Source organism: Pseudomonas sp. NY15463 (assembly GCF_048068415.1).
Taxonomy (GTDB): Bacteria; Pseudomonadota; Gammaproteobacteria; order Pseudomonadales; family Pseudomonadaceae; genus Aquipseudomonas; species Aquipseudomonas mosselii_C.
The window spans coordinates 1-17,959 of the sequence record NZ_JBLUQD010000008.1 but is presented as its reverse complement, the minus strand read 5'-3'; the positions used below and the strand labels follow the sequence as shown (position 1 = coordinate 17,959).

The following is a 17,959-nucleotide window of genomic DNA, read 5'->3' as shown; positions in this document are numbered from 1 at the left end:
GGCACGGCCCACTCGCGGGGCAAGTCGGGAAGCCGAACCGCCGCGCCCACCGTCGACCTCGTTTGCAGGCGACAGGGGCGGGGCGGTTCGGCGTCCCGACTTGCCCCGCGATGCGTTTACACAGGTAAAACCTGCGCGCTTGTACAGACAAGTGCAACCGTCCCTCGGGCGGGGCTTCCCCAAGTGCAACCTTTGCATGCACAATCGCGCCCCTCTTTATCCGGTTGAGTTGGGCGAAACCTCTATTTCGCCATTCTCAGCCTGTTGCAGTCTTGCGAGTGGAGCGTCACCCGGAATGAATGAGCAGGCCCCAAGCGTAGAACAACGCTTTGTAGAATCGACCCCCGCCACCTTGGGCAGTTGGTCGCGTCACGACACCACCTGGATGCTGGGCCTGTTCGGCACAGCTATCGGCGCCGGAACCTTGTTCCTGCCGATCAACGCTGGCCTTGGCGGTTTCTGGCCCTTGCTGATCCTGGCCGCGCTGGCCTTCCCGATGACCTATTTCGCTCACCGCGGGCTGACCCGTTTCGTGCTTTCCGGGCGCAGCGGCGGCGACATCACCGAGGTGGTGGAAGAACACTTCGGCATCCGGGCCGGTGCGCTGATTACCGTGTTGTACTTCTTCGCCATTTTCCCGATCCTGCTGATCTATAGCGTGGCGCTGACCAACACCGTGGGCAGCTTCATGGAGCATCAGTTGCACATCGCCCCGCCTCCACGGGCGGTGCTGTCGTTCCTGCTGATCCTCGGCCTGCTGGCCATCGTGCGCTGCGGCGAGCAGGCTACGGTCAAGGTCATGAGCCTGTTGGTGTACCCGTTCATCGTCGCCCTGGCGCTGCTGGCCCTGTACCTGGTGCCGCATTGGACCGGGGGAATCCTCGACACCGCAAACCAGGTGCCTTCCGGGTCGGCGTTCCTGCATACCGTGTGGTTGGCGATTCCGGTGATGGTGTTCTCGTTCAACCACTCGCCGATCATCTCGGCCTTCGCTGTCGACCAGAAGCGCCGTTACGGCGAGCACGCCGATGAGCGCAGTGGGCAGATCCTGCGCCGCGCGCACCTGTTGATGGTGGTGATGGTGCTGTTCTTCGTGTTCAGCTGCGTGCTGACCCTGAGCAGCGGCCAGTTGGCCGAAGCCAAGGCGCAGAACCTGTCGATCCTGTCGTACCTGGCCAACCACTTCGAGCAGCCGACGATTGCCTTTGCTGCCCCGCTGATTGCCTTCATCGCGATTGCCAAGTCGTTCCTGGGCCACTACATCGGTGCCAGCGAAGGCCTCAAGGGCATGATCCTCAAAACCGGCATGCGTCCTGGCACCAAGGCTTTGGACCGCGTAGTCGCGGCCTTGATGCTGGTGGTGTGCTGGATCGTTGCCACGCTCAATCCGAGCATCCTGGGCATGATCGAATCGCTCGGCGGGCCGATCATTGCGGTGCTGCTGTTCCTGATGCCGATGTACGCGATCCGCCGCGTGCCGTCGATGCGCAAGTACAGTGGCGCGCTGTCGAACCTGTTCGTCGTGGTCGTTGGCCTGGTGGCCCTGACCTCGGTGGTATACGGCCTGCTGAGCTGATTCAGCGCAGGCGGTAGGCAATGTCCGGGTCGGCTGTCGCCACCCGGACATTTTTTTGTCCACAGAATTTGTCCGGCAATACAACAATTTCTGCTTTGCTTATAGGCACCTGCGCGCCTTCATGCTTAACTCTGGATCCTTTTCCCACCCCGCATAAGGATTCCGCCATGGCTCAAGTGACTCTCAAAGGCAACCCGGTACAGGTCCAAGGCAACCTGCCACAGATCGGTGCCCAGGCGCCTGCCTTCTCGCTGGTCGCCGGCAACCTGGCCGACACCTCGCTGAAGGACTTCGCTGGCAAGCGCAAGGTGCTGAACATCTTCCCAAGCGTTGACACCCCGACCTGCGCCACCTCCGTGCGCAAGTTCAACACCCAGGCCAATGACGTGGCCAACACCGTGGTGCTGTGCATTTCGGCTGACCTGCCGTTCGCCCAGGCGCGCTTCTGCGGCGCTGAAGGCCTGGAGAATGTGAAGAACCTGTCGACCCTGCGTGGCGCCGAGTTCCTCGAAAACTACGGCGTCGCCATCGCTGACGGCCCGCTGGCTGGCCTGGCTGCCCGCGCGGTGGTCGTGCTGGACGAAAACGACAAGGTGCTGCACAGCGAGCTGGTCGCTGAAATCGCTGACGAGCCGAACTACGAGGCGGCCCTGGCTGTGCTGAAGTAACACGGCACAGGCAGTACGTGGCGGCGGGCATCGCTGTCATTTGTTGAAACGGCCTGGAACCTGTTCCAGGCCGTTTTCATTTAAGATCCAGCCCTTCATGAACGTCAGGCGAAGGTAAAACACCGGTAAAGCCGCTTTGCTAAACCAGTGCCAGTGCTTATCGTTCACTCTCTTCCAGCCCGTCTTCTTCTCTGAACAAGGTTCGTTCGACCCATGCAAGTACCCAAGTCCCGTACCTCCTCTCGCTGGCTGTTCGGCCTGCTGATCCTGCTGCTGGTGGCCGTACTGGCCTGGTGGCTGTGGCCTGCAACGCCGGCCCACAAGGAGGCGACCGGCGCCCGCCCAGGGCGCGGCATGGGGATGGGCATGGGAGGGCGTCCCGGCTTCGGCGGCTCTACCGAGGCTGTGCCGGTGCGCGTCGAGCCCGTCAAGGTGGGGGACTTCCCGCTGTACTACAAGGCGCTGGGCACGGTGACCGCGACCAACACGGTCAACGTGCGCAGCCGCGTGGCGGGGGAGCTGGTGAAGATCCACTTCCAGGAGGGTCAACAGGTCAAGGCCGGCGATTTGCTCGCGCAAATCGACCCTCGTCCCTATCGCATCGCCTTGCAACAGGCCGAAGGCACCCTGGCGCAGAACCAGGCGCAGCTCAAGAACGCCCAGGTCGATCTGGCCCGCTACAAAGGCCTGTACGCCGAGGACAGCATCGCCAAGCAAACCCTCGACACTGCCGAGGCGCAGGTGGCGCAGTTCCAGGGCCTGGTCAAGACCAATCAGGCTGCGGTCAACGATGCGCGCCTGAACCTCGATTTCACCGAGATCCGCGCGCCGATCAGTGGCCGTTTGGGCCTGCGTCAGCTTGACCTGGGCAATCTGGTGGCGGCTAACGACACCACCGCCTTGGTGATCATCACCCAGACCGAACCGATCAGCGTGGCTTTCACCCTCCCGGAAACCGAACTCGACACCGTGCTCGAGCGTTACCGCAGCGGTGCCCGACTGCCGGTCGAGGCCTGGGATCGCGGTGATCGCAAGTTGCAGGCCAGCGGCGTGCTGGGCAGCCTGGACAACCAGATCGACACCACCACTGGCACCTTGAAGTTCAAGGGCACGTTCCAGAACAAGGACCATGCCTTGTTCCCCAACCAGTTCGTCAACGTGCGCCTGCTCGCCGACACCCTCAAGCAGGTAGTGCTGGCCCCTGCTGCGGCGATCCAGTTCGGCAACGACGGGACCTTCGCGTACGTGGTCACCCCACAGAACACGGTCACGATTCGCAAACTCAAGGTGGGCGCCAGCGATGGTCAGAACAGCGTGATCGTCGAAGGCCTGAGCGCTGGCGATCGGCTGGTGCTCGAAGGCACCGACCGCCTGCGCGAGGGCACCAAGGTCGAGGTGGTCGAGGACAGCTCGCAGGTCCCCAGTACGCCTGGGCAACACCTGCAGGGCCAGGACGCCAAGGGTGCTGCCGACATGAATGAATCGGGCAGCAAGGCGGGCGCATGAACCTCTCGCGCCTGTTCATCCTCCGCCCGGTCGCCACCACGCTGAGCATGCTGGCCATTGTCCTGGCCGGCTTGATCGCCTACAAAATGCTCCCGGTCTCGGCCTTGCCGCAGGTCGATTACCCGACCATCCGGGTCATGACCCTGTACCCTGGCGCCAGCCCGCAAGTCATGACCAGCGCGGTCACCGCTCCGTTGGAGCGCCAGTTCGGCCAGATGCCGGGCCTTGAGCAGATGGCCTCGACCAGCTCCGGTGGCGCCTCGGTGCTGACCCTGCGCTTTAGCCTCGACATGAACATGGATGTCGCCGAACAACAGGTGCAGGCTGCGATCAACGCTGCCAGCAACCTGCTGCCTAGCGACCTGCCGGCGCCGCCGGTGTACAACAAGGTCAACCCGGCAGATACCCCGGTGCTGACGCTGGCCATCTCGTCCAAGACCCTGCCGCTGCCCAAGCTCAACGACCTCGTCGATACCCGCATAGCGCAGAAGATCGCGCAGATCAGCGGCGTGGGCATGGTCAGCATCGCCGGTGGCCAGCGCCAGGCGGTGCGCATCAAGGTCAACGTCGATGCCCTGGCTGCCAATGGCCTCAACCTCGATGACGTGCGGACCCTGATCGGTGCCTCCAACGTCAACCAGCCCAAGGGTAACTTCGACGGCCCGACGCGGGTGTCGATGCTCGATGCCAACGACCAGCTTCGTTCACCCGACGAGTACGCCAACCTCATTCTCAAGTACAACAACGGCGCGCCGCTGCGCCTGAAGGATGTCGCCGAGATCGTCGATGGCGCCGAGAACGAGCGCCTGGCCGCCTGGGCCAACCGGAACCAGGCGGTGCTGTTGAACATCCAGCGCCAGCCTGGGGCCAACGTCATCGAGGTGGTTGACCGCATCAAGCAGATGCTGCCGTCGGTCACCGACAACTTACCGGCCGGCCTGGATGTCAGCGTGCTGACCGACCGCACCCAGACCATTCGCGCCGCTGTGCGCGACGTGCAGCACGAACTGCTGTTCGCCATCGCCCTGGTGGTAATGGTGACCTTCCTGTTCCTGCGCCGGGTCAGTGCCACGATTATCCCGTCTATCGCCGTGCCGCTGTCGTTGATTGGCACCTTTGGGGTGATGTACCTGGCCGGGTTCTCGATCAACAACCTCACCCTGATGGCCTTGACCATCGCCACCGGTTTCGTGGTGGATGACGCGATCGTCATGCTGGAGAACATCTCCCGTCATATCGAGGAGGGCCAGACCCCGCTACAGGCCGCGCTCAAAGGGGCCCGGCAGATCGGCTTCACCCTGGTGTCGCTGACCTTCTCGCTGATCGCGGTGTTGATCCCGCTGCTGTTCATGGCCGATGTGGTCGGGCGGCTGTTCCGCGAGTTCGCCATCACCCTGGCGGTGGCCATCCTGATTTCGCTGGTGGTTTCGCTCACCCTGACGCCAATGATGTGCGCACGCCTGCTCAAGCGCGAACCCAAGGAGGAAGAGCAGGGGCGCTTCTACCGCGCCAGCGGCGCCTGGATCGACTGGCTGATCAAGCACTACGCCAGCGCCCTGACCTGGGTGCTCAAGCGCCAGCCACTGACCCTGCTGGTCGCGGTGGCAACCCTGGCTCTCACCGTGGTGCTGTACATGATCGTGCCCAAGGGCTTCTTCCCGGTCCAGGACACCGGGGTGATCCAGGGTATTTCCGAGGCCCCCCAGGCCACCTCGTTCGCGGCCATGAGCCAGCGGCAACAGTCACTGGCCGAGGTCATCCTGAACGATCCTGCGGTGCAGAGCCTGTCCTCGTACATTGGCGTGGACGGTGACAACGCCACCCTCAACAGCGGCCGCCTGCTGATCAACCTCAAGCCCCACGGCGAGCGCGACGTCACGGCTGCCCAAGTCATCGCCCGCCTGCAACCGCAGCTCGACAAACTGGTCGGTATTCGCCTGTTCATGCAGCCGGTGCAGGACCTGAGCATCGAGGACCGCGTCAGCCGTACCCAGTACCAGTTCAGCCTCAGCTCGCCGGACGCCGATATGCTCGCCGAATGGAGCGGCAAGCTGGTGCAGGCCTTGCAGCAACGTCCAGAACTTCAGGATGTGGCCAGCGACCTGCAGGACAAAGGCCTGCAAGTCTATCTGGTGATCGACCGCGACCTGGCCAGCCGCTTGGGCGTCAGCGTGTCGCAGATCACCAACGCGCTGTACGACGCCTTCGGCCAACGGCAGATCTCCACGATCTATACCCAGGCCAGCCAGTACCGCGTGGTGTTGCAGGCGCAGACCGCCGCAAGCCTCGGCCCACAGGCGCTGGAGTCGATCCATGTCAAGACCGCCGAGGGCAGCCAGGTGCGCCTGTCGGCCCTGGCGCGCGTCGAGCAGCGCCAGGCGCAGTTGGCCATCTCGCACCTGGGGCAATTCCCGGCGGTGACCCTGTCGTTCAACCTCGCTCACGGGGCCTCGCTGGGCGAAGCGGTCAAGGTGATCGAGCAGGTGCAGCAGGAGATTGGCCTGCCGATTGGCGTGCAGACCCGTTTCCAGGGGGCTGCCGAGGCGTTTCAGGCTTCGCTGTCGAGCACCTTGCTGCTGATCCTGGCCGCCGTGGTAACCATGTATATCGTGCTGGGCGTGCTCTACGAGAGCTATGTCCATCCCGTTACCATCCTGTCCACACTGCCTTCGGCGGCAGTGGGGGCGTTGCTGGCGTTGCTGCTCAGTGGCAACGACCTGGGCATGATCGCGATCATCGGCATCATCCTGTTGATCGGCATCGTCAAGAAGAACGCCATCATGATGATCGACTTCGCCCTGGAGGCCGAGCGCCACCAAGGCATGAGCCCGCGGGAGGCGATCTACCAGGCGGCGCTGCTGCGTTTCCGGCCGATCCTGATGACCACCCTGGCCGCACTGTTTGGCGCCGTGCCGCTGATGCTCGCCACCGGCTCTGGCGCCGAGCTGCGCCAGCCATTGGGCTTGGTGATGGTCGGTGGCCTGCTGGTGAGTCAGGTGCTGACGCTGTTCACCACGCCGGTGATCTACCTGTACTTCGACCGCCTGGCGCGTCGCTGGGGCAATTCGCGTCTGGCTGAGGAGTCGGTATGAGCGACGCGAGCTACAAGCTCCAAGCGGCAAGCTTCAAGCAGATCGGAGCGAGTCCGATCCTGCCTGGCGCACGTGATTTTTCTTGCCGCTTGAAGCGTGAAGCCTGGAGCTGGATATGAACCTCTCCGCACCCTTTATTCGCCGCCCCGTGGCCACCATGCTGCTGAGCCTGGCGATCATGTTGCTGGGCGGGGTGAGCTTCAATCTGCTGCCGGTCGCACCGTTGCCGCAGATGGATTTCCCGGTAATCGTGGTCAGCGCCAACTTGGCCGGTGCCAGCCCCGAGGTGATGGCATCTACCGTGGCGACGCCGCTGGAGCGCAAGCTGGGCAGTATTGCCGGGGTTACGACCCTGACCAGCAGCTCCAACCAGGGCTCGACCCGGGTGGTCATCGGCTTTGAGCTGGGCCGCGATATCGATGGCGCCGCCCGCGAAGTGCAGGCGGCGATCAACGCTTCGCGTAACCTGCTGCCCAGCGGCATGCGCAGCATGCCCACCTACAAGAAGATCAACCCTTCGCAGGCGCCGATCATGGTGCTGTCGCTGACCTCGGACGTGCTCGCCAAAGGCCAGCTGTACGACCTGGCCGACACCATCCTTTCGCAGAGCCTGGCGCAGGTCAGCGGGGTCGGTGAAGTGCAGATCGGTGGCAGTTCGTTGCCGGCGGTGCGCATCGAACTGGAGCCACAGTTGCTCAACCAGTACGGCCTGGCGCTCGATGACGTGCGCACCGCGGTGGCGAACGCCAACCAGCGCCGGCCCATGGGCTTTGTCGAGAACCACGAGCGCAGCTGGCAGGTGCGTGCCAACGACCAACTGGAAAAGGCCGACGACTACAAGCCGCTGGTGATCCGACAACAGGATGGCGCGATCTTGCGCCTGTCCGATGTGGCCAAGGTCAGCGACGGTGTCGAGAACCGCTACAACAGTGGCTTCTTCAACAATGATGCAGCCGTGCTGCTGGTGGTCAACCGCCAGTCCGGCGCGAACATCATCCAGACCGTCGAGCAGATCAAGGCGCAGCTCCCGGCGTTGCAATCGCTGCTGCCGGCCAGCGTCAAGCTGGACATCGCCATGGACCGCTCGCCGGTGATCAAGGCTACGCTCAAGGAGGCCGAGCACACTTTGCTGATCGCCGTGGTGCTGGTGATCCTGGTGGTCTACCTGTTCCTGGGCAACTTGCGCGCCTCGCTGATTCCAAGCCTGGCCGTGCCGGTGTCGCTTGTGGGCACCTTCGCGGTGATGTACCTGTGCGGTTTTTCGCTCAACAACCTGTCGCTGATGGCGCTGATCCTCGCCACCGGGTTGGTGGTGGATGACGCCATCGTGGTGTTGGAAAACATCTCGCGGCATATCGAGAACGGTGAGCCGCCGATGCGCGCCGCCTACAAAGGCGCCAAGGAAGTCGGTTTCACCTTGCTGTCGATGAACGTCTCGCTGGTGGCGGTGTTCGTCTCGATCCTGTTCATGGGCGGTATCGTACGCGGGCTGTTCATGGAGTTCTCGATCACCCTGGCGGCGGCGATCATCGTCTCGCTGGTGGTTTCGCTCACGCTCACCCCCATGCTCTGCTCGCGTTGGCTCAGGGTGCACGGGCCGCGACCGCAGACCCGCCTGCAACGCTGGAGCGATCAGGTTCACCAGCGCATGGTCGCCGGCTACGACAAAAGCCTGGGCTGGGCCCTGCGGCACAAGCGCCTGACCTTGTTCAGCCTGCTGGCCACCATCGTGCTCAACGTTGCCCTGTACGTGGTGGTCCCCAAGACCCTGATGCCACAACAGGACTCCGGCCAGTTGCAGGGTTTCGTGCGGGGTGACGATGGCCTTTCGTTCACCGTCATGCAGCCGAAAATGGAGACCTATCGACGTGCCTTGCTCAAGGACCCGGCGGTGCAGAGCGTGGCAGGCTTCATCGGCGGCAACAGTGGCACCAACAACGCCTTTGTGCTGGTACGCCTCAAACCGATCAGCGAGCGCAAGGACAGCGCGCAGAAAGTCATCGAGCGGCTGCGTAAGGAACTGCCCAAGGTGCCCGGCGCGCGGCTGTTCCTGATGGCCGATCAAGACCTGCAACTGGGTGGCGGCGGCCGTGACCAGACCACCTCTCAGTACCTGTACACCTTGCAGAGCGGCGACCTGACCGCGCTGCGCGAGTGGTTCCCGAAGGTCGTCGCAGCGCTACGCAAACTGCCTGAGCTGACGGCCATCGATGCTCGCGACGGCGCCGGTACGCAACAGGTCACCCTGGTGGTCGACCGCGATCAGGCCAAGCGCCTGGGCATCGACATGGACATGGTCACCACGGTACTGAACAACGCCTACAGCCAGCGGCAGATCTCGACCATCTATGACAGCCTCAACCAGTACCAAGTGGTGCTGGAGATCAACCCCAAGTACGCCTGGGACCCGACGACCCTGGAGCAGGTGCAGGTGATCACCGCCGACGGCGCCCGGGTGCCGTTGGCGAGCTTTGCCCGCTACGAGAACAGCCTGGCCAACGACCGCGTCAGCCACGAAGGACAGTTTGCCTCCGAAGACATCGCCTTCGACGTCGCCGAAGGCTACAGCCCCGATCAGGCCATGGCCGCGCTTGAGCGCACGGTGGCCAAGCTCGGCCTGCCCGAGTCGGTGATCGCCAAGCTTGGCGGCACTGCCGATGCCTTCAGCAAGACCACCCAAGGCCAGCCGTTGATGATTCTCGGCGCCTTGGTGCTGGTGTACTTGGTGCTGGGCATTCTCTACGAAAGTTACATCCACCCGCTGACCATCCTCTCCACGCTGCCTTCGGCAGGCGTCGGTGCCTTGCTGGCGCTGTACCTGACCGGTGGCGAGTTCAGCCTGATCTCGTTGCTGGGGCTGTTCCTGTTGATCGGCGTGGTGAAGAAGAACGCGATCCTGATGATCGACCTGGCCCTGCAACTGGAGCGTCAGGAAGGCCTGGCGCCGGAGGAGTCGATCCGCCGCGCCTGCCTGCTGCGTCTGCGGCCGATCCTGATGACCACCCTGGCCGCCATGCTCGGCGCACTGCCACTGTTGCTGAGCCAGGCCGAGGGCGCCGAGATGCGTCAACCGTTGGGTCTGACCATCATCGGCGGCCTGGTTTTCAGCCAGGTCCTGACGCTGTACACAACGCCTGTGGTCTACCTGTACCTCGACCGCCTGCGCCACCGTTTCAACCGTTGGCGCGGCGTGCGCACCGACGCTGCCCTGGATACCCCGCTATGAACTTTGCCCAGACCCGCATCCACCGCACCCTCAAGCGACTGACCCACGGGCGTGGTTCGCGCCTGCTCAGTGCCGGCTTATGCGTGGCGATGCTCAGCGCCTGTACCCTCAGCCCGGATTACCAGCGCCCTGCGCTGAGCACCCCGGCGCAGTTCAAACAGGCCGAAGGCTGGACCCAGGCCAATCCCTCCGATGCCATTGCCCGGGGGGCTTGGTGGGAGCTGTACGGCGATGCGCAGCTCAATGCGCTGGTCGAGGAACTCAACCGCAGCAACCAGTCGGTTGCGCAGTCCGAAGCCCAGTACCGACAAGCCCAGGCCTTGGTACGCAGCAGCCGCGCCTCGCTGTTTCCGTCGCTGGACCTGACCGGCAGCAAGAATCGTTCGGCCCAGGGCACCGGCAGTTCCAGCTCCAGCTTGTCGAACAACAGCAGTGGCATCCGCGACACCTACAATGCCCAGCTGGGCGTGAGCTGGGAAATCGATCTGTGGGGTAAGCTGCGTGAAACCCGCAATGCCAACCAAGCCAGTGCCGAGGCGAGCCTGGCGGACTTGGCGGCGATGCGCCTGAGCCAGCAATCGGAACTGGTGCAGAACTACCTGCAACTGCGAGTGATCGATGAGCAGAAGCGCTTGCTCGAAGCCACGCTGGCAGCGTACGAGCGCTCGCTGAAAATGACCGAGAACCAGTACCGGGCCGGTGTTTCCGGCCCTGACGCGGTGGCCCAGGCGCGCACCCAACTCAAGAGTACCCAGGCCGATTTGATCGACCTGGCCTGGCAGCGCGCCCAGTACGAGAACGCCATCGCCGTGCTGATGGGCAAGGTGCCGGCCGATTTCGCCCTGGCGGCCACCAACAGCATTCCAGCTCTGCCGCAGATCCCGGTGAGCCTGCCGTCGCAGTTGCTCGAGCGTCGCCCCGATATCGCGGCAGCCGAGCGTAACGTGATGGCAGCCAACGCCAATATCGGCGTGGCGCGCGCCGCGTACTTCCCGGACCTGTCGCTGAGCATGAGCGGCGGCTATTCCAGCAGCAGCTTCAACAACTGGATCGAGTTGCCCAACCGTTACTGGTCGGTAGGGCCGCAACTGGCGCTGACCTTGTTCGATGCCGGCAAGCGCAGTGCCGAGGTCGATCGCAGCGTGGCCGCCTACGACCAGACCGTGGCCCAGTACCGCCAGACCGTACTAGATGGGTTCAAGGAGGTGGAGAATTATCTGGTGCAGTTGAAGGTGTATGAAGACGAGGCGGGGGTACGCCAGCAAGCACTGGACGCTGCCCGCGAGTCGCTGCGCCTGACCGAAAACCAGTACAAGGCTGGGCTGATCGGGTATCTGGATGTCGTCAACGTGCAGACCACCGCACTGAGCAACGAGCGTAGCGTGCTCAACCTGTTGCAAGGCCGCCTGATCGCCAGTGTGCAGTTGATTGCCGCGCTTGGCGGGGGCTGGGAAGCTCAAGCGGCGTTCGATCAGGCACAGGCCGACTGACGAGATCAGCAAAGCCTGGCAGCTTGCCCCCGATACAGGGGAAAAAACCGGGGAATCTTCCCCGGTTTGCGTTTTTGGTGTCAGCATCTTATTGAAAAAAAAGAATTTTTTAGCTGGCACAACGCTTGCTGTAGCCCTTCGCAGAGTCCCAAGCGCCCTGGAGGTGCCCGATGACGACGATTCTGCGCAAAGGCCCGGCCGTGTCCACCCTGATCCTCGCCTTGCTCGGCTGGCATGCCGAGGGCCAAGCCGCTGTTCAGTGCCAACGCACCCTGACGGCCCAGGTGGTGGCCCTCGACCAGCCGCTGATGTTCAACCGCCTCGGCGCCCAGAATGCCAACGGCATGCTCTACGCCTTGCGTCAGGACGTGGTCGACGAACATCAGGTGCCACTCAGCCGGGGTGGCGCGGCGGTGCCAGGTAAAGTCACCCTGCGTGCGGACAAGCGTCCACGCCCGATCGTGCTGCGCGTAGCCGCCGGTGACTGCCTCACGGTGCAATTGACCAATCTGCTGGCGTACCAGGCCAACCCCAACAAGCATGGCATCGAGCCTGAAGCCCCCGAGGACGAGACAGAGGATGCAGGCGAACTGCCCGAAACCGAGAACCTGCGGGCGTCCGTCGCTGACGAGCAGGTTACCGATCGGCACGTCGGTTTCCAGGTCAATGGCTTGCAGGCAGTCAACAGCATCGCCGACATTGCCGCCAATACCGGACGTAACGGCAATTTCCTGGTAGCCCCGGGCGCGAGCCGTAGCTACACCCTATACGCCGAGCGAGAAGGCGCCTTCGCCGTCACCAGCCAGGGCGCGACGTTTGGCGGGGAGGGCAACGCCGGCAATGTCGCCAACGGCCTGTTCGGCCAAGTGGTGGTGCTACCCAGAGGCGCGCGCAGCTACCGCAATACCCTGGCCGAGGAGGAGATGCGCCTGGCCACCACCGGCCGCACCGCCACCGGCCAACCGGTGATCGACTACGAAGCGCGTTATCCGCAGCGCGAACCCTGGCTCAGCGAGGGCAAGGCCGGTAAACCGGTGATCGCCATGATCGATGGCAACGAGATCCTCAACAGCGAGACTGACGCCATCGTCATGGGCCCTAACCCTGACGGCAGTTTTCCCGCCAGCACCTACCCGTTGGAGAGCGTCGGCAAGCGCAACCCGGCGCTGCCCAATCGGCTTGAGGCGTTTCGCGATTTCGCCTCGCAGTTCGCCGATGAGGTGGCCGGTACCCAGGCCTTCCCCGGCTATTGGGCAGACCCGGTGATGGGCCATGTGCTGGAGCCTGCGCGGGATTCGTTCATGATCAACTACGGCTCAGGCGGGATGGGCGCCGAGGTGGTAGCCAATCGCCTGGGCGTGGGGCCGATGCACGACTGTTTGTCTTGCGCGTACGAGGAATTCTTCCTCAGTGCCCATACCGTGGGCGATATCGGCACGTTGGTGGACGTGCCGGCCAACGTCGGGCTCGAGCACATCCGCCCCGGTGAAGTCCCGCCGGCCAGTGCCACCGGGGTCAAGGCCAGCATGGCGCTGTACCCATCCGAGCCTGCCAACGTGCACCACAGCTACATTGGCGACTTCACCAAGTTCCGTAACACCCACAACGGCCATGAACAGCACATCTTCCACCTGCACGGGCACCAATGGCTGTTCAATCCGAACGACGATAACTCCGATTACATAGACGCCCAAGGCATCGGGCCGGGGGTTGGCTACACCTATGAGATCGCCAACGGCGGTTCGGGCAACCGCAATCGGGTGGCCGGGGATGCGATCTATCACTGCCACTTCTATCCGCATTTCGCCCAGGGCATGTGGGCCATGTGGCGGGTGCATGACGTGTTCGAGCCGGGCACCCGGCTGGCGGTCAGTGGCGAAGGCGAGGATGGCTTCCACACAACACCATTTGCCTTGCGCAGCGGCAAGCCGGCCCCTGGCGCGCGCGCCCTGCCTGACGGCGAGATCATCGCTGGTACGCCCATTCCTGCCATCGTGCCACTGCCTGGCAAGGCCATGGCGCCGATGCCGGGCAAGGTCAGCGTGGTGCCCAAGCTCGGTACTCGCGTGCCTGAGCCGCACGAGGACGCGCCGCAGGAGGGCGCTGAGCCGGTCGCCGCACCGGTTGCCGTGGGCTCCCTGGCCTTGGTCGACCGCAGCGAGAGCAACCGCAATGCCGACGGTTCGCTGAAGAACCCCGGCTATCCATTCTGGATCGGCGGCATGGAAAGCAGTGTCGGCCAACGCCCGCCAACGCCGCCGTTGGACATGCTCGACCCGGCCTTGGCGCGGCAACTCAAGGACAGTGGCAAGGCGCTGTGGGCCAACCTCGACCCCAATCAGGTCGATGGCTGGGATGGTGGCCTGGGGCGCCACGCCTTGGACGGCGTATCGGCCGGGGGTGAGGCGGTGACCACCACTACCAAGCTGGACTTCTCCAAGCTGGTGCACAAGGCCAAGCCTATCTACCTGCCAGAAGAGGGCACCGAAGTCGAACAGGCCGCCATGCAGTTCCATGCCAAAGCCGAGCATCCAAGCTTTGCCCAGATGCCCGGCAGCAGCCCGGTGGCCAAGGCGTTCCGTACCAACGGCGCGCTGCCCACAGCGGGCGCGCCGTACTACGAGCCGTGCATGGACGACCGTGGCAAGCGCCTGACCCAGACCTCCGGGGTTGGTGAGTTCTTCAGCGGCGAGAGCCTCACCGGGCTCAATTTTCGCGGCGCTTCGACCTTCACCGCCGACCGTCCGCGCATCTACAAGGGGGCCAATATCCAGTTCGATGCGGTCTACAACAAGGTTGGCTATCACTTCCCGCAGGCGCGCATCTTGGCGTTGTGGGAGGACGCCTGGCCGGTGATCACCAAGCAGCGCCCGCCCGAGCCGCTGGTGATGCGCATGAACACCTTCGACTGCACCCAGTACGTGCATACCAACCTGATCCCGTCGTTCTACGAGATGGACGACTACCAAGTGCGCACGCCCACCGACGTGATCGGTCAGCACATTCACCTGCCCAAATGGGACCTGACCGCCGCCGATGGCTCGGCCAACGGTTGGAACTACGAGGACGGCATTCTCTCGCCCGGCAGCGTGGTCGAGCGCATCCAGGCGATCCGGGCGTTCAACCAATGCAGCGAGGCCGATACACGCGATGGCACCGCAGCCTGCCCGAAAGCTCGCCAGCACCCATACTTTGGGCGCTTTGGCCGAGCCGACTGGCTTGGCGCGCGTACAGCCATGCAGCGCTGGTTCGCTGACCCGTTGGTCAACGTGCATAACGTCGACCGTGGGCTGGGCACCATCTTCACCCATGACCACCTCGGGCCGTCGACTCACCAGCAACTGGGCCTCTATGCCACCGTGCTGGCCGAGCCTGCCGGTTCTACCTGGTTCCACGCCGAGACAGGCGAAAAACTCTACAACCCGGCCACCCGCCAGGACGGTGGCCCGACCTCGTGGCAGGCGGTGATCCAGACCGGCGACCACGATGGCGATGGCAGGAACGACAGCTATCGCGAGTTCTTCCTCGAATACAGTGATTTCCAGCATGCCTATGAGGCTGGCGTCTACGTGGGGGCAGGCCCGGACGGCGTACCCAATGCCCAGGCCTATCCGGCCACCGCCGACAGCTTCCGCTACGCGATCAACCCGCCAGTGCGTCAGAAAGCTTCGACGTTGCTCGAATCGGTGGTCGAGTCGCGTGGCGGGCTCAACCCTGGCTGCCCGACACGGCCGTGCCCGCAGGCCATTTCAGTGGACGATCCTGGCATGTTCGTTGTCAACTACCGTAACGAGCCGCTGGCGCTGCGGGTGTTCGACCCGAACAAGGTGGCCCCGGATGGCAAGCGCGGCATGCAGGCCGATGGGCTCGGCGGAGATCTGGCCTATGCCTTGCAGACGCGCACCGACCGCGTCATTGCAGCGATGAACCTGGCGCCCTCGGCGATCACCCAGGCGGTAGGCCCCACGGGGGGGACCACGCGCTTCCCGCCGCACATCAACCAAGGCACCGAGCCGGGCGACCCGTTCACGCCGTTGCTGCGTACCTACTCGGGCGACAACGTGCGCCTGCGTATGCACGCTGGCGGCCATGAAGAGGAACACAACGTCACCTTGCATGGGGTGAAATGGCTGCAGAATGGTTCGGGCTTCGGTAACAGCTCCAACTCGGGGTGGAAAGCCTCGCAGATGGTGGGGATCTCCGAGCAGCTTGGGTTCATGGCGCCGGTGTCGATGATCTCCAGCTCCGCGGCCACCACCGGTGATTACCTGTACTCGTTGGATGCCGCGCTGGAGGGGTACTGGAACGGTATCTGGGGCATCATGCGCAACTACACCACCCAGCGTGCCGACCTGTTCCCGCTGTCGAACAATCCGCAGCCGGTGGCCATGCGCAACACCGTGAACTTCGATGGCATTTGCCCGAAAACCACGGCCAACCCCAATGGCATTGGCAGCCGGCCGACGGTCAAGCGCAGTTACGAGATCGTCGCCGCGCTGGCCAACGACATCCTGATCAACAGCCAGGGCGTGAGCCTGACCGATCCGGCCAGCATCGGCCAGCATGTCGGCGCAGCGCTCAAGGCCAACGGCGGCACGCTGGTGTTCAACAGCCGCAAGGTGACGATCCCGTTAGCCACGGTGACCGACGCGGAGGATGGCATCACCTTCACCGTCGGTGGGCACAGTTCGCCGCTGCATGATCCAACCGCCGTGCTGTACGTGCGCAAGGCCGACCTGGATACCAGCACCGGCAAGCTCAAGGCCGGGGTGCCTGTGGAGCCGCTGGTGCTACGCGCGAATGCTGGCGACTGCATCAGCATAACCCTGGAAAACCGCTTGCCCTCGGTGATGCCCGACCTGCCCAGCACGGCAGTGATGCAGAACGTGGTCAAGCGTGATCGCAACGCTGGCGAGGGTTCCACGGCGTTCAACAACAACCTGATGCGCCCCTCCAGCCACGTGGGTCTGCACGCGCAGTTGCTGGCCTACGACATCACCAAGTCCGATGGCGTGAACGTTGGCCTCAACCCGCTGCAGACCGTGGCGCCACGGGTGGGCAGCAGCGGTGCCTGGCCGACCCGTACCTACCAGTATTACGCGGGGCACCTGGAGCGTGAGGGTAAGCCGGTGCTGCAACTGGGCCGTACGGTGGACAACATCGAGGCTACGGCGATTGAGTTTGGCGGCCTGAATCTGACCCCGGCGGATGTCATCAAGCAGCCGCAGAAGGGCTTGGTGGGGGGGATGAGTGTGTTGCCGCAGACGGCCACCTGGACCGAGGACACCGCCAGCCGCGCCCAGGCGACGGTGAAGGTCAGTGGACAAGCGGATTACCGCGACTTCGTCACGGTATGGCAGCGCGCGCTGAACATGCGCTGGGCCGACGGTCGTCCGGTGGAGGGCATCGCGACCGAGGGCAACGGTGTGCCGGGGGATCCGAAGGACAATGGCAACATGGCGATGAACTACAAGACCGAGCCGCTCTGGCTGCGTTTTGGTCGGGCGCCGGATGCGCCGTTCGGGCATGCCGATGGAGCCGGGTTCGCCGATGTGCCTAACGCGCATATGGCTTATAGCAATGCGTTGGTCGGTGGGGATCCGCAGACGCCGGTGTTGTGGGCCAAGCCTGGTCAGCCGGTGCGTAATCATGTGCTGATGCCAAGCGGTGGTAGTCGGGGGATCACGTACCAGCTCGATGGGCATTTGTGGCCGCTGCACAGCTATCAGGCTGAGAAAAGCGATGTGAATGGGTATCCCATGGGGCTGCCGGGGATTGGCTCGGTGCGCTTTGGCTATAACCCGATGTCGATTTACATCGGGGCCCAGGAGAGCGTGTTGCCGGCGGCGCACTTCAGTTTCATGCTGCCTAGTGCTGGGGGGGTGAATGGGGTGCCTGGGGATTATCTGTTCCGGGACTATGCGGCTTATGGGAATACGTCTGGGTTGTGGGGGTTGTTGCGGGTGACTCAGGAGGCGCCTCCGGCGGTGGCGCCGGCGCAGTGACGGGGTAGGGCGGGCCTGCTCTTGTGGGGTTACGGGAGTGGGCTTGTTTTTCTGGTGTCATATTGGTTTGATTGGTTTGATTGGTTTGATTGGTTTGATTGGTTTGATTGGTTTGATTGGTTTGATTGGTTTGATTGGTTTGATTGTGCTGGGAGTTGTATTTGCATTCATTATTGATGTTGACTTTGAGTCACCTTTCCGCCCTGACGGCGGGTAACTTTTTGAAGAATCAAAAAGTCACCAAAAAATCCTCGCTCCATTCATTCGGCCCCTGCGCTGCGCGCAGGGGTTCCCTCGCTACGGTGACTTGCGGGCCCGCGCGGCCTCCGACTTGCTGCGCAAGTCTACATCTCGCGCCTTCGGCTGCGCCGAAGGGTGCTGCGCACCTTGGGCCCT

The 17,959-nt window shown here is 63.6% G+C and carries 9 protein-coding genes; all 9 read left to right on the top strand.

All coding sequences use genetic code 11. From position 1 onward, the window contains the following. Nucleotides 1-295: 295 nt before the first annotated feature. The 9 genes from ACNFIC_RS19955 to ACNFIC_RS19915 all read left to right on the top strand — a co-directional run bounded on the left by ACNFIC_RS19955 (nucleotide 296) and on the right by ACNFIC_RS19915 (nucleotide 17,780). Nucleotides 296-1,576, top strand: a complete 1,281-nt coding sequence (locus tag ACNFIC_RS19955; protein WP_138217989.1) for a serine/threonine transporter — start codon at nucleotides 296-298, stop codon at nucleotides 1,574-1,576. Nucleotides 1,577-1,743: 167 nt separating this feature from the next. Then, nucleotides 1,744-2,244, top strand: coding sequence for a thiol peroxidase (gene tpx, locus ACNFIC_RS19950; protein WP_416781699.1), 501 nt, complete (start codon nucleotides 1,744-1,746; stop codon nucleotides 2,242-2,244). Between the two features lie 213 nt (nucleotides 2,245-2,457). Beyond that, a complete protein-coding gene (locus tag ACNFIC_RS19945) occupies nucleotides 2,458-3,750 on the top strand; it encodes an MdtA/MuxA family multidrug efflux RND transporter periplasmic adaptor subunit (protein WP_138217987.1) in 1,293 nt (430 codons plus the stop codon). Beyond that, the gene (locus tag ACNFIC_RS19940) at nucleotides 3,747-6,842 is read left to right on the top strand and encodes an MdtB/MuxB family multidrug efflux RND transporter permease subunit (RefSeq protein ID WP_416781698.1); all 3,096 of its coding nucleotides are present in this window, start codon (nucleotides 3,747-3,749) and stop codon (nucleotides 6,840-6,842) included. The genes ACNFIC_RS19945 and ACNFIC_RS19940 overlap by 4 nt, the downstream gene beginning before the upstream one ends. Beyond that, nucleotides 6,839-6,961: a hypothetical protein gene (locus tag ACNFIC_RS19935; protein WP_276610502.1), complete on the top strand. Its 123-nt coding sequence runs from the start codon at nucleotides 6,839-6,841 to the stop codon at nucleotides 6,959-6,961. Before ACNFIC_RS19940 ends, ACNFIC_RS19935 begins: the two co-directional genes overlap by 4 nt. Further along, entirely contained in the window at nucleotides 6,958-10,068 is a 3,111-nt protein-coding gene (locus ACNFIC_RS19930; RefSeq protein WP_416781697.1) for an efflux RND transporter permease subunit, read from the top strand. Before ACNFIC_RS19935 ends, ACNFIC_RS19930 begins: the two co-directional genes overlap by 4 nt. Beyond that, on the top strand, nucleotides 10,065-11,558 hold the full coding sequence (locus ACNFIC_RS19925; protein ID WP_138217984.1) for an efflux transporter outer membrane subunit: 1,494 nt from the start codon (nucleotides 10,065-10,067) through the stop codon (nucleotides 11,556-11,558). Before ACNFIC_RS19930 ends, ACNFIC_RS19925 begins: the two co-directional genes overlap by 4 nt. Before the next feature lie 170 nt (nucleotides 11,559-11,728). Beyond that, nucleotides 11,729-17,563, top strand: a complete 5,835-nt coding sequence (mnxG, locus tag ACNFIC_RS19920; RefSeq protein ID WP_416781695.1) for a manganese-oxidizing multicopper oxidase MnxG — start codon at nucleotides 11,729-11,731, stop codon at nucleotides 17,561-17,563. A 43-nt stretch (nucleotides 17,564-17,606) separates the two neighbouring features. Then, nucleotides 17,607-17,780 carry a hypothetical protein gene (locus ACNFIC_RS19915; RefSeq protein ID WP_416781694.1) on the top strand — a complete coding sequence of 58 codons (174 nt, stop codon included), beginning with the start codon at nucleotides 17,607-17,609 and terminating at the stop codon, nucleotides 17,778-17,780. Nucleotides 17,781-17,959: the final 179 nt, after the last annotated feature.